The sequence below is a fragment of the Photorhabdus hindustanensis genome (assembly GCF_002968995.1).
In the GTDB taxonomy this organism is placed as follows: Bacteria; Pseudomonadota; Gammaproteobacteria; order Enterobacterales; family Enterobacteriaceae; genus Photorhabdus; species Photorhabdus akhurstii.
In genome coordinates, this window is the sequence record NZ_PUWT01000003.1 from 1 (window position 1) to 21,450 (window position 21,450).

At 42.9% G+C, this 21,450-nt stretch carries 15 protein-coding genes and 1 tRNA gene; 7 read left to right on the plus strand and 9 right to left on the minus strand.

Features of this window, described 5'->3' with window-relative positions:
* From C6H66_RS01430 to C6H66_RS27545, 3 genes are all read left to right on the plus strand, one after another.
* A partial coding sequence (locus C6H66_RS01430; protein ID WP_146111009.1) for a condensation domain-containing protein occupies positions 1–2,349 on the plus strand: 2,349 nt, incomplete at its 5' end.
* Positions 2,350–2,352: 3 nt separating this feature from the next.
* The gene (locus tag C6H66_RS01435; protein ID WP_105394608.1) at positions 2,353–6,522 is read left to right on the plus strand and encodes a non-ribosomal peptide synthetase; all 4,170 of its coding nucleotides are present in this window, start codon (positions 2,353–2,355) and stop codon (positions 6,520–6,522) included.
* Between the two features lie 55 nt (positions 6,523–6,577).
* Positions 6,578–6,814: an HAD hydrolase family protein gene (locus tag C6H66_RS27545; protein WP_422615607.1), complete on the plus strand. Its 237-nt coding sequence runs from the start codon at positions 6,578–6,580 to the stop codon at positions 6,812–6,814.
* Here the strand turns inward: C6H66_RS27545 and hutC are convergent.
* The 3 genes from hutC to hutI all read right to left on the minus strand — a co-directional run bounded on the left by hutC (position 6,804) and on the right by hutI (position 9,854).
* Positions 6,804–7,535: a histidine utilization transcriptional repressor HutC gene (hutC, locus tag C6H66_RS01445; protein ID WP_181150133.1), complete on the minus strand. Its 732-nt coding sequence runs from the start codon at positions 7,533–7,535 to the stop codon at positions 6,804–6,806. The two genes, C6H66_RS27545 and hutC, sit on opposite strands and share 11 nt — an antisense overlap.
* A gap of 105 nt (positions 7,536–7,640) precedes the next feature.
* Complete coding sequence (hutG, locus tag C6H66_RS01450; protein WP_046394625.1) at positions 7,641–8,597, minus strand: formimidoylglutamase; 957 nt, start codon at positions 8,595–8,597, stop codon at positions 7,641–7,643.
* Positions 8,598–8,615: 18 nt separating this feature from the next.
* Entirely contained in the window at positions 8,616–9,854 is a 1,239-nt protein-coding gene (hutI, locus tag C6H66_RS01455) for an imidazolonepropionase (RefSeq protein ID WP_105394609.1), read from the minus strand.
* 237 nt (positions 9,855–10,091) lie between these two features.
* On the opposite strand from hutI, the gene smrB reads away from it, so the two are divergent.
* Entirely contained in the window at positions 10,092–10,625 is a 534-nt protein-coding gene (gene smrB / locus C6H66_RS01460; RefSeq protein WP_065390313.1) for an endonuclease SmrB, read from the plus strand.
* A 46-nt stretch (positions 10,626–10,671) separates the two neighbouring features.
* Here smrB and sixA read toward each other — a convergent pair whose 3' ends face one another.
* The 3 genes from sixA to fadI all read right to left on the minus strand — a co-directional run bounded on the left by sixA (position 10,672) and on the right by fadI (position 14,920).
* Complete coding sequence (gene sixA, locus C6H66_RS01465) at positions 10,672–11,154, minus strand: phosphohistidine phosphatase SixA (protein WP_036777700.1); 483 nt, start codon at positions 11,152–11,154, stop codon at positions 10,672–10,674.
* A gap of 272 nt (positions 11,155–11,426) precedes the next feature.
* Positions 11,427–13,610 carry a fatty acid oxidation complex subunit alpha FadJ gene (gene fadJ, locus C6H66_RS01470; protein WP_105394610.1) on the minus strand — a complete coding sequence of 728 codons (2,184 nt, stop codon included), beginning with the start codon at positions 13,608–13,610 and terminating at the stop codon, positions 11,427–11,429.
* Positions 13,610–14,920, minus strand: a complete 1,311-nt coding sequence (gene fadI / locus C6H66_RS01475; RefSeq protein WP_105394611.1) for an acetyl-CoA C-acyltransferase FadI — start codon at positions 14,918–14,920, stop codon at positions 13,610–13,612. Before fadI ends, fadJ begins: the two co-directional genes overlap by 1 nt.
* Before the next feature lie 586 nt (positions 14,921–15,506).
* Between fadI and fadL the strand changes: the two genes are divergently transcribed.
* A complete protein-coding gene (gene fadL, locus C6H66_RS01480) occupies positions 15,507–16,832 on the plus strand; it encodes a long-chain fatty acid transporter FadL (protein WP_105394612.1) in 1,326 nt (441 codons plus the stop codon).
* Between the two features lie 78 nt (positions 16,833–16,910).
* Here fadL and mlaA read toward each other — a convergent pair whose 3' ends face one another.
* A complete protein-coding gene (gene mlaA / locus C6H66_RS01485) occupies positions 16,911–17,666 on the minus strand; it encodes a phospholipid-binding lipoprotein MlaA (RefSeq protein WP_036777690.1) in 756 nt (251 codons plus the stop codon).
* 189 nt (positions 17,667–17,855) lie between these two features.
* Here mlaA and C6H66_RS01490 point away from each other — a divergent pair.
* A tRNA-Arg gene (locus tag C6H66_RS01490) sits at positions 17,856–17,930 on the plus strand.
* A gap of 181 nt (positions 17,931–18,111) precedes the next feature.
* Here C6H66_RS01490 and C6H66_RS01495 read toward each other — a convergent pair.
* Complete coding sequence (locus C6H66_RS01495; RefSeq protein ID WP_049789783.1) at positions 18,112–18,363, minus strand: hypothetical protein; 252 nt, start codon at positions 18,361–18,363, stop codon at positions 18,112–18,114.
* A 529-nt stretch (positions 18,364–18,892) separates the two neighbouring features.
* Positions 18,893–20,146 (minus strand): dicarboxylate/amino acid:cation symporter, encoded by a 1,254-nt coding sequence (locus tag C6H66_RS01500; protein WP_105394613.1) that lies wholly within the window; start codon positions 20,144–20,146, stop codon positions 18,893–18,895.
* 492 nt (positions 20,147–20,638) lie between these two features.
* Here C6H66_RS01500 and ybfF point away from each other — a divergent pair, with 492 nt between their 5' ends.
* On the plus strand, positions 20,639–21,400 hold the full coding sequence (gene ybfF / locus C6H66_RS01505; RefSeq protein WP_422615608.1) for an esterase: 762 nt from the start codon (positions 20,639–20,641) through the stop codon (positions 21,398–21,400).
* The last annotated feature ends 50 nt before the right edge of the window (positions 21,401–21,450 follow it).

The following is a 21,450-nucleotide window of genomic DNA, read 5'->3' on the forward strand; positions in this document are numbered from 1 at the left end:
GGCGAATCACCTTCTTCCGATTTTCTTGAATATTTCAGTCAACACAACGGCATACTGAATGCTTACGGCCCGACAGAAGCGACCGTTTGTGCGACAGGGAAGCTGTATCAACGGGGGGATATTGCAACAAACATTGGTAAAGCGATTAATAATGTCCGCCTTTATGTTCTTGATAATCACGGCAATCTGTCTCCTATCGGTGCTCCGGGAGAACTGTATATCGGTGGAGCCGGGCTGGCGCGGGGGTATTTAAACCGACCGGAACTGACCGCCGAACGTTTTGTGGCGAATCCCTTTGCCACCACAGCGGATAAAACCAAAGGGTATACCCGTCTGTATAAAACCGGCGATCTAGTCCGCTGGCGGCCGGATGGCACTCTGGAATATCTGGGGCGCAATGATTTTCAGGTTAAAATTCGTGGTTATCGCATTGAATTGGGCGAAATTGAGACGGCCCTTGCGGCTCATTCTCAAGTCAAACAGTCGGTGGTGATTGACCATGAGCATAACGGCCACAAAATACTGGTCGCGTATCTGGTGACGACAGGGGAATTGTCTGATGACAGCCTGATAAAACATCTCTCTTCCCGCTTGCCGGAATACATGCTACCGGCCAACTTCACCCGTATTAAGTCCGTTCCTCTGACTCTGAACGGCAAACTGGATCGCCACGCCTTACCTGAACCAATCTGGGAAGATCGAGATAGCTATGTCGCACCCCGCAATACGCTGGAAACTCAGCTCTGTACCATTTGGCAGGACGTGTTGGGACTGGAACGCATTGGTATTGAAGATAACTTTTTCCGCATTGGCGGTGATTCCATTGTCAGTATCCAATTGGTCTCAAAACTACGTCAGGCGGGCTTTTCCCTTCAAGTTAAATCAATTTTTGAAGCACCAACAGTGGCCCGGTTAGCCCAATTGCTAGCCCTCTCATCATCTACCGTTAACGTGCTCTCAGAGCAGGGATTGTTAAGCGGGGAATTTGGCCTGTTGCCTATCCAGCAGACCTTCTTCGATTGGAATTGGCCAAATCCACATCATTGGAATCAGGCATTTATGATTCAGATCCCCGGGAATATCAAATCTTCACAGATTGAACAGGCTCTGATAATGCTGGCTGAACATCACGATATGCTACGTACCCGTTTTGTAGATACCCAAAACGGCTACCGTCAGTGCTATTCCGCAGAAATGCCATCTTCATATTCTATTTTACATCACTGTGATATCAGGGGATTAAATAAGGAAACATTACATCAACAACTAACCCAATGGCAAAGTGGGTTCGATTACAACAACGGGCCATTATGGCAAGCAGGTCATCTGACCGGATACACGGACGGCAGTGCCAGACTATTCTTCGCATTCCACCATCTGATTATTGATGCCGTCTCCTGGCGGATTATTGCTGAACATATGCGTCTGTTATTACAAGAGATGACCTTACCACCGAAGACCAGCAGTTATCGACAATGGGTAGCGACAGTCCATCATTATGCACAGCAGCATCAGGATGAAATACCCTACTGGCAACAGGTAATAATAGAAAACGATACCAAACCCACGCAGGATAACATCACTCAGCACCTGTTAAGCATTTCTGCCGAAATGACGGACATGCTACTACATGAAGCCAATACCGGTTATCACACTGAAATTAACGATTTACTGTTAAGCGCATTGACACTGGCCTTACAGGAGACTTTCTCCCAAGCGGTAAACTACATCACTCTGGAAGGACATGGACGGGAATCCATTGACGACACATTAGATCTTTCCGAAACCGTTGGCTGGTTTACAACTACGTACCCTGTCCGCCTGGAAATGCATACTGATATTGCAGAAACCATCATCCACACCAAAGAAATGCTTCGTGGCGTACCGAATAAAGGTATTGGTTACAGTGCGTTACATCAAGCGGGATACCTCACTGGCAATCTACCGGCCATCAGTTTCAACTACCTTGGCCAGTTAGGGGGAGCCAGCTATCAAGATTGGTCCATAACCAACGATGATTGTGGGTCTGTGTCAGACAGCAAAAATATCAACCACTTACTATTGAGCATTAATGGCGCGGTTCAGGCGGGAAAACTGCAATTCAGCGTGGATTCCCGCTTACCACAAACCCGGACAGAGATGTTCATCATAGCATTTGAGCAAGCACTGAATAACATCATTGCGACTGGTCAAAAGCAGGCTCAATTAGGCGGAATAAAAACCCCCAGTGATTACGGATTCAAAGACATTTCAATGAAACAGCTAAATCAGCTCATTCATCGTTTTGATCATGTGAATCATGAAAATGCAGACTATCTCTCAGAAAAGAAAACTATTTTGGACGTGTAAAAGATGCTGATACTATTTAAAGAACTCAGTAAAAATCATATATCAATATGGGCCAGTGAGAATAAGTTGAAACTGGCGTTTACCGGGGAAACTCCTCCCTCCCAACTTATTGATAAGGTTAAACAGAGAAAAGAAAACATTTTAGATTTTTTAAATGAAAGAAGTATTTTCTCTGAAAATGACTTTAAAAATTTTTCTTTTAATGAAAATCATTCTGGTTCGAATACTCCAATCGTCTCCTCCAGAAATAAAATTGAAAAGATATTCCCTGCCACCAGCTTACAACAAGGGTTTGTTTATCATCATCTGACTCAACCACAGGATGATGCCTATCGAGTACAATTGCTATTGGATTATCACACCAATATCAACTTTGCCGTTTATCAACAAGCCTGGTCACTGGCTTCACTGCGTTTCCCCATTCTCAGAACCGCATTTGATTGGGAAGGAAAAATATTACAAATCGTAACAACCGGCGCCAGTATTGGACCATCGAACTTCAAGTTCAAAGATATCAGTCAATTACCAAAAGAAGACCGAGATAAGGCGATTAACGAAGTTCAACAACATGACCGTACTCTGCCTTTTGATTTAAGTCAGCCCGGATTAATCCGCTTCACTCTCATCAGGCAGGATGAACAGTTAGCTACCCTACTGCTTACGCAACATCATTGCATTGCCGATGGCTGGAGTAACCCGATTTTATTACAAGCTGTGCATGAGTATTACAACCAATTGATAAAGGGGCAAAAACCCCAGATTGTGGTGGAACAAACTTATCTGGCAACCCAACAATATCATCTGGATCATCAAGCCGAGTCAGACACCTATTGGGCGGCACGCAAAGCCCAATTTCAGGACGCCAATGATTTTTCTGCGTTGTTAAGTCATCGCGTCGATTTAGCCCAGATAAAAAGCGTTGAAAACCCGGCAGAACAGGAACTCATTGTTCAAGGCGGCGCTTATACGCAGCTTAAAGATATGTGCCGAACACAAGGGGTGACGCTAAATGTGGCCCTGCAATTTGCCTGGCATAAACTCTTGCACAGCTACACGGGCGATACACAGACCCTTGTCGGCACCACCGTCTCCGGCCGCGATGTTCCGGTGGTGGGGATTGAATCCAGTGTTGGCCTATATATCAATACTTTGCCGCTGATAGTGCAATGGCATCCAACAGACAGTATAGCGGCGGTTCTACAGGATATTCAGACGGCTATCGCTGCCCTCAACAGCCACAGTGCTATCTCGCTGGCGAGCTTACAATCCGACGGGGAACGATTGTTTCACAGCTTACTGGTATTTGAAAACTACCCTGCTCCCTCGGTAAGCGAAAATCCAGCAGGTATAGAACATACCCTGACATTCCGTCAGGCCGTCGAAAAAGCGGATTATCCGGTATCGCTGGTAGCTTATGAGCACAATAACAGTCTCATCATCAAATTCAGTTATGGCAAAGACTGGCTGACAGAAGCACAGACACTGCGCATACTGAGTCAGCTTGAACGTATCCTGCACGCAGTGGCATGCAACCCAAACCAATCACATACATCAATCACCTTCCTCAGCGAAGCAGAGCGTCATACCCTGCTGCACCGCTGGAATCAAACCGATGCGCCTTACCCGCAGGATAAAACCCTGCAACAACTGTTTGAAGCCCAAGCGGAAAGGATACCGGATAACGTGGCGCTGGTGTTTGAAGGCGAATCCCTGACCTACCGCCAGCTTAATGAACGGGCAAACCAGCTAGCTTATCTTATCCGTGAACGTTATCAGCAACACCATAATGTCCCTGTGCAAGCGGATACCCCCATCGCCCTCTACCTCGACCGCAGTCTGGAAATGGTCATCAGTATTTTAGCGGTACTGAAAGCCGGTGGCGCTTATGTGCCCATTTCCCCTGAATATCCATTAGAGAGGGTTCGGTTTATTTTAGACGATACCCAATCACCCTGTGTCGTCACTCAGCAAAATTATCTGGCAACGCTGGAGACAGACACGCAAACATGCGCAAAACAACGGATGCTGATAGCGGCGGATGATCCGATAATCACCGCAGGCCAGCCTGTGGACAATCCTACATCGGTAAACCAACCCTCAGATTTGGCCTATATTATCTATACCTCAGGCACCACCGGCCTGCCGAAAGGCGTCATGATTGAGCACAAAAATGTGGCTCATATGGCAGCGGCACAGGCAGAAATCTTTGATGCCGCCAAGAGAAAAAAATCCTTAATGTTTGCCGCCTATGTGTTCGATGGCTCTGTTTTCGAACTCTTCCCCAGTTTATTTAATGGTCTGACGCTTTATCTTTGCAGCGAAACAGAACGTCATGCCCAGGCAATTGAAACACTCATTCAACGAGAACACATTGAGATAGCGACCTTACCGCCAGCCATACTCAAACTGTTAATTGGCTCACACTTACCTTCCTTGCAATTATTAGTGACCGCCGGCGAATCACCTTCTTCCGATTTTCTTGAATATTTCAGCCAACACAACGGCATACTGAATGCTTACGGCCCAACAGAAGTGACCGTTTGTGCGACAGGAAAGCAGTATCAACGTGGAGATATTGCAACAAACATTGGTAAAGCGATTAATAACACCCGCCTTTACGTTCTTGATAGTCATGGCAATCTGTCTCCTGTCGGCGTTCCGGGAGAGCTGTATATCGGCGGAGCCGGGCTGGCACGGGGGTATTTAAACCGGCCGGAACTGACCGCCGAACGTTTTGTAGAAAACCCCTTTGCCACCGCAGCAGACAAGGTTCACGGTTATACCCGTTTGTATAAAACCGGCGATTTAGTCCGCTGGCGGCCGGATGGCAATCTGGAATATCTCGGACGCAATGACTTCCAAGTCAAAATCCGTGGTTACCGCATAGAATTGGGTGAAATTGAAACTGCACTCACGTTGCTCCCACAGGTAAAACAGGCGGTGGTGATCGACTATAAGCATAACGGCCATAAAGTACTAGCGGCGTATCTAGTGACGGAAGGGAAACTCTCAGACGATGAGCTCGTCAGGCACTTATCTTCCCACCTGCCAGAACATATGGTGCCTGCCAGTTTTACCCGTATTGAAGCAGTACCCTTGACCCTGAATGGCAAAGTGGATCGGCGGGCATTACCCGCGCCGCTCTGGGGTAATAAAGACCACTATGTAGCGCCTCGCGATACACTGGAAACTCGGCTCTGTGCCATTTGGCAAGCCGTATTAGGGTTGGAGCGGGTGGGTATTGATGACAATTTCTTCCGCATCGGGGGAAACTCCCTGACGGCAATTAAGCTGACCACGGCGATACGTCATGAAATGGGGGTTGATATTCCTTTAAATATTTTATTTAGTTGCAAATGCATTTCTCTATTATCCCAATGGTTGGAAACAGGTAATACAAAACCCAGCTTGCTTAATTTATTAACACCAAAATCAACGGCAACAAATAAGCTGTTTATGGTTCATCCTGCTAATGCAGGTAGTGAAGTCTATGAATTTCTGGCAAATAATTTATCTAGTACGTATAACTGCATAGGTATCGATAATTATAATCTCTGTACAGATAATCAGATAGATTCACTATACCAAATAGCTCAAATTTATAAGGAGTTAATTCTGACTGAAACTTCTATTGATCAACCTATTCGCATCTTAGGATGGTCATTAGGTGGACAATTAGCGATGGAGATTGCATTTCAATTAGAACAGCTAGGCGCAAAAGAAATTCAATTGTTCTTGTTAGATACTATAATCAATAATGATGAGATAAAAGAGTTCAGAGATAACTTAGCTATATCAAGTGAACATGGTCCCATCATTGTAAAATTGCGAAAAATGGGGGCAAGTGATACCTATATTAATAAAGTTTTGGCAGCAATACCATTTGAACATAGAATGACTAACTGCAATTTAAGCGGGAAATTATCTTATACCAATATTATCCTATTTAAAGCAGGCCAAATGACACCATATTGCATAGATGAAATTCAATTAGCTATGGGTAAATTGATAACAAAAATATCGGATAATAATATCTCCCAATGGACAGTCAATCCATTAGTGATTACATTGCTTAATGATTATTATCATGAAAATATTATTGAAGCTGTTTCGATTATCAGCGAAAAAATAATCAACACGCGGTTAATTAAGGATAATATCAATATAACTTGATTATGGTTTACGGGGCCGGCATTGCTGGCCCCGTCAGATTAATACCAAATTACAGATATTAAAAAAGTATGTACAGGAATATGAGCTGAATTTGGAAAAGTGCGTTGCTTATGGTGATTCTGACTCTGACCTCCCTTTATTTAATGCCCTTACTAATACGGTTGCCATAAATGGGACGGATAAAATACATGAAATCGCATTAATTCATTACGAAGGTAATAATCTATGGCAACCCTATCAGCTCATACGGAAAAAATCAGTTGTGAATAATAAGGATATCGCTATGAACTGAAACGCCCTTTCAATTTATAGCGGTTACCGGGAAATAGCAGCCTGGCACTGGAAACAGTGTAATGAGTCGACCAAGTTCGACGACTAATTAATAAACAGGGAGCTTCCGACTCAATTTGCAACAACTTACAGGATCGTGGATCGCCAGCAATCGCTTCCACAATGTGTTCACCTTCCGTTAATGGGGCAATCATTGACAAATAATCGTGTGGCGTAAGCTTGGTAAAATCCTGTTGCAAATAGCCAGGAGCCGCTTGAGCATTGACATAACGATCTTCTATCTGAACAGGAACATCGTTTTCATAGTGGATAATAACTGAATGGTAAATCGGCGTACCGACGATAATATCCAATTCAGCGGCCTGTTTCACATCCGCATTCAGCTCAGATAATTTTAAGATTTTACAGCGATGCTGATGAGAACGAGCTGAAATCTCATCAGCAATGCTGTGAATTTCGAACAGCGCAGATTGTCCCTTCGGTTCAGCAACAAACGATCCCACGCCTTGCAGCCGTACTAATAGCCCTTCAGCGGTCAACTCACGCAACGCGCGGTTGGCGGTCATACGGCTACAGTTAAATTGTTTAACCAATTCAGCTTCAGAGGGAACACGATCATTTGATTTCCATTCACCAGTATAAATTTTTTCAATGATAGATTGTTTCACTCTGGCATACAGAGGCGCAGGTTTGGCAAATGATCCTGATAAGTGCGTCGTCACAATAAATTCCTTATGCTGTAAAAATGTTAAGTGATTAATTACATTCACTTTATCAGGCTATCTTTGCCAAAATAAAAAACACAATAGTACTGTTATTCTAGATAATCAATACCACCAATGTGCTAATTGCCAGGCAATACGCGCCGCTGCTTTTCCACCTATGCCTTGCATATCAAATATTGGATTGAGTTCAACCAAATCAGCCGCCTGTAGTTTACCGCTCTGACAAATTGGCTGAACTAATTGCAAAAGGCGCTCTAATGGCATCCCCAATGCGGCTGGCGCAGAGACAGCTGGCATCTGATAAGCAGGTAATACATCCAAATCGATCGTCATATAAATCAAATCAACTTGCTGGAGTATATCTTGTATTTGCTGTCGCACCTTGTCCAGCATAGTTTCACGACATTGATCATCCCAGATAATCGTGGCATTCAAATTGTTTGCCTCATCCACCAATGCCTGAGTATTAGATGCCAAACTTGCGCCAATGCAAGTATAGTGAAACTGGCGTTGATGTTGCTGACAATATTCAGCAAGTTGACGAAATGGTGTGCCAGAAGTGGGCTGCGGCGACCGCCGTAAATCGAGATGAGCATCAAAGTTAATAATACCAACACGTTGATGTGGAAAAGCATCATAAATTCCAACACCATGAGCAAAAGCCGTTTCATGTCCACCACCCAATACCAAAGTACGTACATTCTGACGCTGGCATTGGGTAACGGCGTCAGATAAGGCTTGTTGCGCCTCACATAATTGATTGGGATTAGCACGAATACTTCCCAAGTCCACCAATCGATCATGCCCTTTATGACTAGCCATATTTGCCAGCGATTGCCGCAAATAATCAGGACCTTGATTGGCGCCTGGCCTCCCTTGATTACGTTTTACACCTTCATCACATTCAAACCCTAATAGAGCAATATAGTGAGAGAATTCTTCCGGCGCAAAATACGGAGATAGTTTAACTGTTTGAAAAAGCCGAAGTGCATTATCCGCTTCTGCCAAATCATTTCGTCCTTGCCAAATAGTCGGCGAAGTAGCATGCCATAAATTCATTTACTGCTCCTTATTTGTTTATATGTTGGAATAAGTCATAACGCCACGAAATACTCTGGTATTCAAAGGGTTATGACCCAACTCATAAAAAATATCAACGGGATTTTCCGCATCCCAAACAACAAAATCGGCGTAAGCTCCCGCACGCAACTGTCCGTGACTCTGCTCTCTACCCAATGCACGAGCCGCATGCCGGGTTACACCCAGCCATACCTCTTCAGGAGTCAATCCAAATTGGACACACGCCATATTCATAGCCATTCGCAAAGAAGCAAATGGGCTGGTTCCAGGATTAAAATCGGTAGATACGGCTATCGGCACATTAAACTGCCGCAATAAATCGATAGGCGGGCGCTGTGTTTCCTGCAAAAAGTAGAACGCACCAGGAAGCAAAACAGCTACCGTGCCACTGTGACTGAGCGCCTCAACTCCCGCCTGATCCAAGTATTCAATATGATCCACAGAAAGACCATGATAGCGAGCGACCAGTTCACTTCCGCCTAAATGAGATAACTGCTCCACATGACCTTTTACTGGGATATTCCAACGTTGTGCTTCCTGAAAGAGTCGTTCAGTTTGTGCCAGGGTAAATCCTACACTTTCACAAAAAACATCTACTGCCTCAAACAACCCTTTTTGCCAGAGTTGTGGCAGGATATCTTCGCAAATCAGATCCATATAAGCGTCAGAATTATGCTTATATTCAGGTGGACAAGTATGAGCCGCTAGCAATGTGGGGCTGATTTCTATCGGATTATGTCGCGCCAAGTTTTGCGTAACTTGTAGCAACTTTTCTTCATTTTCCAGATTTAATCCATAACCCGATTTAATCTCAATAGTCGTTACACCTTCGGCCATAAATGCAGCAAGACGCTGCTGCGCAGAACGTTCAAGTTGTTCATGAGAACTGGCCCGAGTCGCAGAAACTGTCGCGTTAATCCCCCCTCCTTGAGCACTAAGCTCAGCATAAGACATACCATTTAAACGCTGTTCCCACTCATAAGCCCGGTTACCACTAAACACTAAATGGGTGTGACAATCGATTAAACCAGGGGTAATTAGGCGTTGTTGAACATCAATAACCTGACAGCAATTCGTCTGTAATGTTGCGGTGGGTAAAATAGCTAAAATTTTGTCATCACGTACCAGAAGATCATATTCTTTTAATAATCCGTAAGCTGCATTGACAGCAGGGTCCATTGTTGCCAGTCTTGCATTGCGCCAGATGATATCAGTATCACGCAGTTCTATCGCCATGATTAGCATCCTGTTATTGGTCTATATCTGATAAATCAGGTTTCTAGTTGTATATACATTTAATTTCCAACCAACTGTTATTGTCAAATTATTTTGTTAACTACCGAAATATGCCTTCTTATCAGCATTTTTAAACCACAAACTCGGTAAAATCAGGTTTTATTAAGCATAATTAGGTTTAATAGTTAAAAAGATGCAGTACACTTGTCACAAAATGGTTTAATTAACTGAGCAATGATGAAAAATAAATACTCCCTGAATGAGGAAGAAATTCACTTATTTCAACAATCGGTAGCAGGCACCAAACGCATTAACCAGGATACCGTCTTACATTCTCCCAGAAGAAAAAAAATCAGCTATATTGCCCCTGAACGAGTCCAGCAAGAACAAATTGATGCCAGCTACTATTTTTCTGATGAATTTCAGCCTAACCTTGATACCGAGGGTCCTACCCGTTATGTAAGGGGAGATACAAACCATTACGAATTGAAGAAATTACGTCGAGGTGACTATTCGCCAGAGCTGTTTCTTGATTTACACGGACTAACTCAAATGCAGGCCAAACAGGAAATTGGGGCATTGATCGCTGCTTGCCGTCGTGAACATGTCTATTGTGCCTGCATCATGCACGGTCACGGAAAACACATTCTCAAACAGCAAACACCTCTGTGGTTAGCTCAACACCCAGATATCATAGCCTTCCATCAAGCGCCAAAGGAATGGGGCGGCAACGCCGCACTATTAATGCTGATCGAACTTGATGAGCCTTGAGCCTATACCCGTTATCTTTCCATAGGGTATATACATTGCTGGATTATTAGGCTTTTTCTGCTAATTGTGACGGACTGACCTGCCAGACAAGAGTCCCTTTGCCAGTCTGGCTGTTTAAATCTACACATATCATTGCAGAAGTTGCAAACATCGGTGGTGTTTCTGCCGGACATAGCTCAGCAACTAAGTAGCTGACTAATGGTAAATGAGAGACAACTAAAACAGCGTTATGACCTTGCTCAGCAAGAAACTGGAGATAACTACTCGCTGTAGCAGCATCACCTGATGGCGTTAACCCCAGCAATACTTCTTCACTGTCTGGTAAAGATAAAGATTTACGAACAATCTGTAACGTCTGTTCAGCGCGAATATAAGGACTCACCAATACAAGATCAATTTGATGCTTTTGCTGTGCTAACCAACAAGCCATTTTTTGCGATTCATCACAACCGCGAGGAGTCAGTTGCCGGGCGGCATCGCTCATTGCATCTAAAGCCGCGTCACCATGACGCATAATAAAAATTTGCATAGTCCACCGTATGAATGAGTAAGTGCAGTTATTCTACCGCTAACAAATATCAGCAATCCCGACCTGAGTTATACAATAAAAATTGTTACTACAAAAACATTTCAAAGATAGTGAACAAGCATTCTACTCAAAATAAATAAAATGGTTGAACGACAACTCAATGGATGTTGCTTAAATCTATAAAGAGATCTTTTTCATTCAAAAATACTCAATACAATTCCGGTGCCTCAACGGCACCGGAAATCATTTTTTCATCAATGCAGCACAGGCCACTATGGATAAAAACTTTTATTCTGTTCAGCCATTTTCACTAAACATTCACAAGGTACAAATCTGTCTCCATACTGGCTTTCCAGCCTACGCAGAATCTCCACCACTCTGGCACAACCAAGGCTATCAATATAACGGAATGGACCACCAAAGAATGGCGGAAAACCTATGCCAAATACCGCCCCAATATCACCATCACGCGGACTTCTGATAATACCTTCATCCAGACAACGAACAGCTTCATTAAGCATTAGCATCACACAACGCTGAGCGATTTCTGACGAGAGCATATGCGACTCAGGTGTTATATTCAGTAAGTTATAAATCGAGCTATCAACTTTTTTGCCTTTCTTACCAAACTGCCAGAATTTTCTGGCCTCTGATGCATACAAATAGAAACCACGGCCATTTTTCCTACCCTTGCGACCATCTTGCAGTACAGCATCGAGAGATTCAGGCGCAGCAAAACGCGGACCTAGTTGCTCTACCAGAATCGGCATGATTTTGGTGCCAACATCAATACCTACTTCATCCAATAAATTAATCGGCCCTACCGGAAAACCAAAATTAACCAGTGCTCCATCGATATGGTCAACAGGTTCTCCTGCTACCAGACAATGAGCGGCTTCACTAATATAAGGGACAAGAATCCGGTTTACATAAAACCCGGCTTTATCACCCACCACAATAGCGGTTTTACCCTGTTTCTTCGCCAAAGCAACGGCTGTAGCAATCGTTTTCTCACTAGTTCCTTGATGTGGAATAACCTCCACCAGCGGCATCTTATCCACTGGACTAAAATAATGCAGACCAATAACCTGTTCTGGTCGTTGGGCTTTTTCAGCAATCTGATGGATAGGTAGTGAAGATGTATTAGATGCAAATATGGTCTCTGGTTTAGCATTCGTTTCAATTTCTGCCACCATTTGCTGTTTCAGTGACAAATCCTCAAACACTGCTTCAACAACAATATCGGTTTGTGCGAAACCACGATAATCCGTCGTTCCTGAAATCAGCATCATTTGCTGAGCACGCTCTGCCGGGCGTAGTCGTTTTTGCTTCACCCGCTTGGACAACAAATCCCAAGTATATTTCAATACCTGACTAATGCCCTTTTCATTAATATCTTTAATCCGCACCGGCAACTTGCCACGAGTGACTGTTACATTCGCAACGCCTCCGCCCATCAAGCCACCACCTAATATACCAACGCGCTTGATTTCCGCCGGTCTCTCTGATGAACCCGTTTCATTCTTCAACGAAGTTGCAGCAAAAAACAGATTACGTAACGCAGCAGATTCCCGTGTCATTGCCAGTTCACCAAATGCTACCGCCTCAGCCCGTAAACCCTGACTCATGCCTTTTTCAAGACCTTCTTTGACAACATCAATAATTCGTTCAGGCGCAGGATAATGCCCACGAGTTTTCGCCAGCGTCTTTTTACGAACGATATTAAACAAAAAGTATCTTCCCAAGGGGCCAACTAATAACCGTTGTTGCCACGGCAAAGGCTTACGCACAGGAATACCCTTTTTGACTTTTTCAATAGCAATGTCCAGCAGAATATCCAACGGCACAGCATCATCCACCAACCCGAGCCGTAATGCCTGTTTCGCCCGTAGCTGTTTACCTGTCAGAATGATATCCAACGCTGAACTGACGCCAATAAGTCTCGGCAACCGCTGAGTACCGCCAGAACCGGGTAATAACCCAAGTTGAACTTCCGGTAATCCAAGACGAGTTTTATCGTCCAGTGAACAGACGCGCCAATGACATGCAAGCGCTAATTCCAAACCGCCGCCCAAACAAGCGCCATGAATTGCTGCTACGACAGGCAAGGGATAATTAGCTATCTGAGAAAATAGTTTCTGACCCTTTTCAGCCAAATCTCGCGCATCTTCTTTAGTCTTACATCCGGCAATCATAGAAATATCGGCACCGGCAATAAACGTATCCGGCTTACCGGAAATTAATATTAATCCTTTAAGACCCGAAGATTGCTGAGCTTGTTTGAAAACATTCAGAAACTGATCAACAAATTCTGCTTTCAGCGTATTTACCTTTTCTCCCGGCACATTAATGGTGATAACGCCGATCTTATCTGGCCTGATATCAAAACTGAAAACGGAAGCAGTTTGATTTGTACCCGTAGTGATGGGTGCCGCATCATGCTGAGCCTGAGTCATTATTCCACCTCCAATACCATAGCTGTGCCCAACCCGCCAGCAGCACAAGCGGTTGTCAACCCAAGCCCACCGCCCCGACGGCGCAACTCATTCAATACTTGCGTCACCATACGAGCTCCTGTCGCTGCGAATGGGTGCCCATAAGCGATTGAACCACCTAAAACATTAAATTTGTCCATATCGACTTCACCAATTGCCTGAGCACGCCCTAATTTATTACGAGCAAATTCATCACTGGCAAACATTTTCAGGTTTGCCAGCGTCTGAGCCGCAAAAGCCTCATGCATATCGATTAAAGTCAGATCTTTCAGTGTAATACCGGCCCGATCAAGCGCTATTGGCGTGGCGTATGACGGCCCTAATAACATATCCTGCCAGACATCAATGGCTGAGAATGCATAGCTACGCAGATAACCGAGCGGTTTTGTTCCCAACGCCTTAGCCACTGATTCACGCATCAATACGACCGCCGCCGCACCATCTGTCAGCGGTGTACTGTTTGCAGCAGTGACCGTACCATATTTATAGTCAAATGCCGGACGCAGCTTCGCATAAGAGGTCAGTACAGAATTTCTACGAATATTATTATCTTCAAGCAGTGCTTCGCGGTACGGTGGGAAGTGAGCTGTCATGACTTCATCAGCTAACAATCCCTGTTCCCAAGCTTTCGCTGCCAGAATATGGGAGCGGTGTGCTAACGCATCCTGATCCTCTCGACTGATACGGTAAGTTTTCGCCATCTGTTCTGCGGTATCTCCCATGCGCAGACCTGTCGAATATTCCGCTACCGCCGGAGATACAGGCAATAAATCGCGAAATTTAAGGCGACTAAGTAGTTTAAGGCGTTGCGATAGCGTTTTAGCCTTATTCATATCCACCAGAGTACGAGCCAGGGATTTAGTCACACCAATCGGCAATACAGACGAGGAATCCGCTCCGCCGGCAACCCCGATGTTCACCGTGCCAGCCATAATGCTTTCAGCCACATTGGCAATCGCCTGAAAACTAGTGGCACACGCACGGGATACACTGTAAGCATCAGTACTCACACTTAACCCAGCACCAAGAACGATTTCACGGGCAATATTTGGCGCTTCCGGCATCTGCACTACTTGCCCAAACACCAGTTGGTCAATCTTTTCAGGGAGTAAACCACTCCTAGTCACAAGTTCGCTGACGACTGATTTACCCAAATCCACAGCCGGGATGCCGTGATACGATGTTGCCTGTTTAGCAAATGGAATGCGTAGCCCACTGACAATGGCGATACGATCACCTTGCTGTGTCACTTTTGTTAAAGGACGACTCATAACGGCTCCTGAAAGATTATCGTTAACTGAATCAAATTACTGAAAAAACTTTTCAACCAATCTGGACAGGTCTGACCTGACAGATCATTGTTAGCGTAATGTTTATAAATAGCAAACCTGAATAAATCAAAAATGAGAGGAAGCGCAACTTTAATTTATTTAATAGCTAAATGGTTTCAATACTTATTCGAACATGTTCGCAAGCTTTCTATGCGACATTTAGCCTATTTACGCCAGTCACAATTTCATTACTAAAATATTCATAATGAATTTTAATATTTTATCTCCCTTTAACTACCGGGAAACTCGTCCTACCCCCTAAAGAATATTTATTTGCCGAAATTTGATCTTAAAAAATCATTTTTAAACGTTTTTATTAATATCAAAAATCATTTTTTTGTTAACTGAGTCGCGTTTTTGATATCAACTTGGTAATATTTTGAAAACATTCTTGCAACACCAACTGTTATCAGACCTATACTTCACGACTGGTCTGATTTGTCAGCGAGGCAAACCGACCCTACAATCCTGCGCTCCTTGCTAAGATAAGTGGCATAGTTAAATAATAAACAAGAGGGTTTTGGTTATGAACCAGAAAAACCTGTTCACCCGTTCAGCATTAGCGGTTGCAGTGGCAATAATTTCATCGAATGCTGGCGCTGCTGGTTTCCAGTTAAATGAATTTTCTACTTCGGCTTTGGGCCGCGCTTTTTCCGGGGAAGGCGTTGTCGCTGATAACGCAACGGTAGGAAGCCGTAACCCAGCAGCAATGACGCTGTTTGATCGCCCATCATTTTCTATTGGCGCTATCTATATCAACCCTGATGTTGATATTACCGGTAAATCCCCAATAACGGGCAAAAGTACTAACGCTAAAAATATTGCGCCTACCGCTTGGATACCTAACATACATTTCATTATGCCAATCGATGATCAATGGTTTGTTGGTACTTCGGTCACTACCAACTTCGGCCTGGCAACCGATTTTAGCAATAACTATGAAGCAGGCCCTATCGGCGGTAAAACTGACCTGACAACATTAAACTTCAACTTAAGCGGTGCTTATAAGCTGAATGATCACTTTAGCTTTGGTTTAGGGCTGAACGCTGTTTATGCGGATGCAGAAATCGTCCGTCATGCAGGTGCTCTGTCGTATCACCCTAAATTGCCAAAAGGTCTCATAAAACCAACAGATGAAGTTGCTAATCTGTCAGGTAAAGATTGGGGCTATGGCTGGAACGCAGGCATCATGTATGAAGTGGATGAAAATAACCGCTACAGCTTGACTTATCGTTCTAAAGTTAAAATTAAGTTTAAAGACGGTGACTATAAAAACGACATACCTGTTGCGCTAGGTCAAATGGCGCAAAAAATGGGAATAAATTTACCGGGTACTGGAGGCCAAACCATTGGCGGTAGATTGGATCTCAATTTGCCAGATATCTGGGAGATTTCCGGTTACAACCGCGTAGCACCTAAATGGGCTATCCACTATAGCCTGGCATATGCAGGCTGGAGTGAGTTTGACGAACTGAAAGGGACCAGAAATAAAGATGGCTCTGTCCTGTTTAGTAAACATGAAGGCTTTAAAGATGCCTACCGTATTGCTTTAGGTACAACTTATTATCACGACGACAACTGGACATTCCGTACAGGTATCGCCTTTGACGACAGCCCGGTTCCTGCTGAAAACCGTTCTATCTCCATTCCGGATCAAGATCGTTTCTGGCTGAGTGCTGGTGCAACCTACGCATTTAACAAAGATGCTTCTGTTGATGTAGGTATTTCATATATGCATGGTCAGAAAGTCACTGTTAAAGAGAAATTGTCCGAAGCGTTGCCTAACGCATATGAATTCGACGCTAAAGGCACTGCTTGGCTATATGGTGTGAACTTCAACTACTCATTCTAATAATATGCCACTCTCAAAAAGGATAGCGACATTGCTATCCTTTTTTATCTACGCGGTTAAAAACCCAATAAGGAGTTATCAATCATCAATACTATCTAAATCATCCTGTATTGCTTCAGCATTTGGATTTTTCGTGGCTTCCAGTTTACCTCCGCTTGCCATAAAATCATGGCTCTGGAAATAAGCCTCACGCATCATCAAATAAGGATCTGACGAGTTCTTCAACAAGCCATCAGAATCCAGTAAACGAGCACGGTTTTCGATCCCTTCAAATGCCCACTTGCCGGCTGACATCCAAATAGTCAGATAACTCAGCATTGGATAAGTCATATCCGCCCAGTTTCCCCCTTCATCACGTAGGGTGAAATTGCCATAGCCCGGTAATACAACATAAGGGCCATACCCCACCTTATGATAGCCCAGAGTACTCCCAAAGCGTTTTGGCTCTTCTTTTGCCAATTTGGGGTTTGCCATCGTTGCAACATCAATCAGCCCCCCCATACCCAAAATGGTGTTCAGGAAAAAACGATTAAAATGTTTCATTCCCTGATATGGATTACCACGCAAGAAACTGTTTACCATACTAGCCGGCTCTTCGAGATTACTCAGAAAATTACCCAAACCATTTCGAGCAGGCATCGGCACATAATCACGCCACGCTACCGCGACTGGACGTAAAACATAAGGGTCAAGAACATCATAATTAAAGTTGAACATTGTACGGTTAAAACCTTCCAATGGGTCTGAACGCCCTTGTTCAACAGTATCAGATGAATTAGCGCATCCCACTAGTAATGCGGCGGCAAGAGCAATTCCGCCCAAACGATACTTCATACATCTCTCCAAGTAATAACCTTCTAGATTCGGCAAATTAGTTTGTTGCACGACTCGCCGATGATCATCAATAATGTCAATATTACTGACAATCCAACTTGAATGGTACTCAATTCAATCGATCACTAAATAGGCAAACAGTTTATAACGCCTTATATTATGAATGAAAAACCGTTATAATAAAGCTATGTCCCCTTAGTTAAATGGATATAACAAGCCCCTCCTAAGGGCTAATTGCTGGTTCGATTCCAGCAGGGGACGCCAGAAGCATATCCCACCAAGGTTAATAAATTTAAATTTTTCCAATTAAATCATGTAAATAAACTCAATGCTTGTCTAAGCAAGCCCGTTTTTGTTTAGTGGAATCTAAATACAATCTTATTGATTCTCTTATCCATGAAAAAAATAAGCGCCTTACTTGGCGCTTTCATTCAAAATAGGATTTTTACTTTTTTTCTTTCTCTGCACAGCTCTTATCACGATAGATTTGCTGTAGTTTTTCGTACCTATCTTTTGCTGCCTTTCCTTCTACCGTTTTTGCATCGCTAGTATCTATGAAGAAAAGCGGAATCAGCAAGAACACTCCAGTGACACCCAAGGCTGAATTTTTCGCTATTTGTCCATTCAATTCACTATCTTTCTGTTTAACAAGATTCTGCATTTTCTCCATTTCAAAAATGACAGACTCGCATGACATCAAATTGTCACCAGGTTGTGATATTTGAACAGGCATAGGAGTAGTGTGAACACATCCAGAAAGAAATATGGCAGTCAATGGTAAAGTTAATTTTTTAAACATTTCATACTATTAAGTTGTTGACGTTTATTTAATTTACCATTTTGTGCTATTTAATGTAAGCCCTAAATTACGCGTCATATACTTAATCATGCTACCCCATAAAACCCGATTTCTTTATCTGACTCAGGTAAACAAGGGGCCACTCTCCAGCACTGACTACTAAAACACCCAACTCAGGGATAATATTGACCACATTGGCATCAGCCTGTTCCGTTACCCTATCCGTTTCTTTGAAACCTTCCGCTACATCTCAACTGAAATAAATCGCATATATCAATAATCAGCACAGTACAGAAATGCTATCCATTCAAATAGTAAGCTTTTTCGAATTACACGGTACTCTATTATTGATTAGAATTAATACCGACTCAAAGCCGGCATTATTTTATTAATTAATCATCGAATAGATAAAAACCCAAAGATTTGCTTATTTGGCATTTAACACTTCGTTTAATTTGCTTTCATCAAGCTGACGACAACTCTTCGCTACCACAATCGTTGCAACACCATTGCCAATCAGATTTGTTAAAGCTCTTGCTTCTGACATGAAACGATCTATTCCCAATATTAATGCCAGCCCCGCTAATGGTAAATGCCCAACAGCGGAAATTGTCGCAGCTAATACAATAAACCCACTACCTGTTACACCAGCGGCACCTTTGGAGGATAAAAGCAATACAACTAATAGCGTTATTTGATGCACTATATCCATATGAGTATTCGTCGCTTGAGCAATAAATACCGCGGCCATTGTCAGGTAAATAGAGGTTCCATCCAGATTAAATGAATATCCCGTTGGTATCACCAAACCAACAACAGATTTCTGGCATCCCACTTTCTCCATTTTATCTAACATACGCGGCAATGCAGATTCAGAAGACGATGTTCCCAATACGATTAATAATTCTTCTTTAATGTAATTAATGAATCGGAATATACTAAACCCAGTGGCTTTTGCAATTGTTCCTAAAACAAACACTACAAAAAGAATACAGGTGATATAAAAACAAACTATTAATTGCCCCAATTGTACCAACGTACCAATACCATATTTCCCGATGGTAAATGCCATTGCGCCAAAAGCCCCCAAAGGAGCCAACCGCATTATCATATTGATAATACCGAAAATAACATGAGAAAAACCATCAATAATATTAAAGATTGGTTTCCCTTTCTCTCCTAAACGATGAAGTGCAAAACCAAATAACACAGCAAATAGTAGGACCTGCAAAATATTGCCACTGGCAAACGCCCCGATGACACTAGCCGGAATAACATCAAGTAAAAATGCGATTATCCCTTGTTCAGCCGCCTTTTCCGCATATAGGGACACCGCTTTAACATCTAATGTAGAGGGATCAATGTTCATCCCCGCGCCAGGCTGTACAACATTGACAACAATTAGCCCAATAATCAAAGCAATTGTGCTAACTATTTCAAAATATACCAATGCAATAGCGCCTGTTTTACCAACAGCTTTCATACTTTCCATACCTGCGATACCGGTCACAACGGTACAGAAAATAACAGGAGCAATAACCATTTTGATTAATTTGACAAATCCATCACCTAATGGCTTCATTTCTGCCCCAAGCTGTGGGTAGAAATGCCCCAAAAGTATGCCGATAGTTATTGCAACCAAAACTTGAAAATAAAGGCTTTTTAGTAAATTTTTCTTCACTTCTTAATTCCCTAATCCATAGTGTAAAATCAGATTCTATTTATTCTTATTAGAACGGTGTAGTTATTGTTAAATGTACCTTATGTCTTCATTCATATAACACATAAAGTAAATTTTCATCATTTTTTCACAAAAAATTAAAATTAACACACAATTTTTCAAGATATAGATCACATAAACACACAATCAATAACCTCACTAAGATGATTGAACCGATAATCATCTCATAAGTTATTTAAAACTTTCCATTTAATAATATTATTTACTTGAAGAACATTTATTTTTCAATCCATTAAGTATTACATTGAAAAAATTAACAAGTTTTTGATACATGAACGTTTTGAGAACAACTTAATCATAAGATATTATTAACTATAATTGTGCAACCTGGTTGCTTTTTTATAATTTAAGCAACAATATACACGGTATGATATCAATACCTGAAAGAAAATAATTCTCATCATGAAATTAGACAACCCGTTAAATTACCATATGCAGATACCGGAAAATCCGCTCTCTTCTACCCCTGTGGTATTCATCCACGGGTTATTCGGCGATCTCAATAATCTTGGGGTTTTAGCCCGTGATTTGCAGCAATACTATCCCGTCATTCAAGTCGATGTACGCAATCACGGTTTATCCCCACGGGCGAATAATATGGATTACCACGATATGGCACAAGATGTTATTTCCCTGCTGGATCATCTGCAAATTCAGTCTGTCATTATTATCGGTCATTCAATGGGCGGTAAGATCGCGATGGCAATGACAGCACTAGCACCAGAACGGATAGAAAAAATTGTCCTTATTGATATAGCACCTGTGGCTTATCAGGTTCGCCGTCATGACCAAATTTTTACCGCGCTGAACAAAGTGACAGCAGCCGGAGTTAAAACTCGTCAAGATGCCGCTAAGATTATGCGAGAAAATATTCAGGAAGAAGGTATCATTCAGTTTTTACTGAAATCATTCCATCAGGGGGAATGGAAGTTCAATTTACCAGTATTGATTAACCAGTACGAAAAGATCAGCGGCTGGCAAGAAATCCCTACATGGCCTTGTCCCGCCTTGTTTATTCGCGGTGGCCTCTCCCCTTATATTCAGGAAGAATATCGGAACGATATCGCCAGACAATTTCCACAGGCTAAAGCTTGGGTAGTCGCCGGTTGCGGCCACTGGGTTCATGCAGAAAAACCAGACGCGGTTTTAAAGGCAATTCATCGTTTTCTTAATACCGATACGGAATTAATGTAGGAAACCGGTTGATTAGCAATAAAAGTGGCTCATTTATCTTGAGCCACTTG

Coding starts and splice junctions, on each gene's coding strand:
- C6H66_RS01495 (WP_049789783.1), bottom strand. CDS start 18,363: ATGTCATGCGAGTCTGTCATTTTTGAAATGGAGAAAATGCAGAATCTT.
- fadI (WP_105394611.1), bottom strand. CDS start 14,920: ATGAGTCGTCCTTTAACAAAAGTGACACAGCAAGGTGATCGTATCGCC.
- fadJ (WP_105394610.1), bottom strand. CDS start 13,610: ATGACTCAGGCTCAGCATGATGCGGCACCCATCACTACGGGTACAAAT.
- hutI (WP_105394609.1), bottom strand. CDS start 9,854: ATGGCGATAGAACTGCGTGATACTGATATCATCTGGCGCAATGCAAGA.
- smrB (WP_065390313.1), top strand. CDS start 10,092: ATGAAAAATAAATACTCCCTGAATGAGGAAGAAATTCACTTATTTCAA.
- ybfF (WP_422615608.1), top strand. CDS start 20,639: ATGCAGATACCGGAAAATCCGCTCTCTTCTACCCCTGTGGTATTCATC.
- sixA (WP_036777700.1), bottom strand. CDS start 11,154: ATGCAAATTTTTATTATGCGTCATGGTGACGCGGCTTTAGATGCAATG.
- C6H66_RS01435 (WP_105394608.1), top strand. CDS start 2,353: ATGCTGATACTATTTAAAGAACTCAGTAAAAATCATATATCAATATGG.
- hutG (WP_046394625.1), bottom strand. CDS start 8,597: ATGAATTTATGGCATGCTACTTCGCCGACTATTTGGCAAGGACGAAAT.
- mlaA (WP_036777690.1), bottom strand. CDS start 17,666: ATGAAGTATCGTTTGGGCGGAATTGCTCTTGCCGCCGCATTACTAGTG.
- fadL (WP_105394612.1), top strand. CDS start 15,507: ATGAACCAGAAAAACCTGTTCACCCGTTCAGCATTAGCGGTTGCAGTG.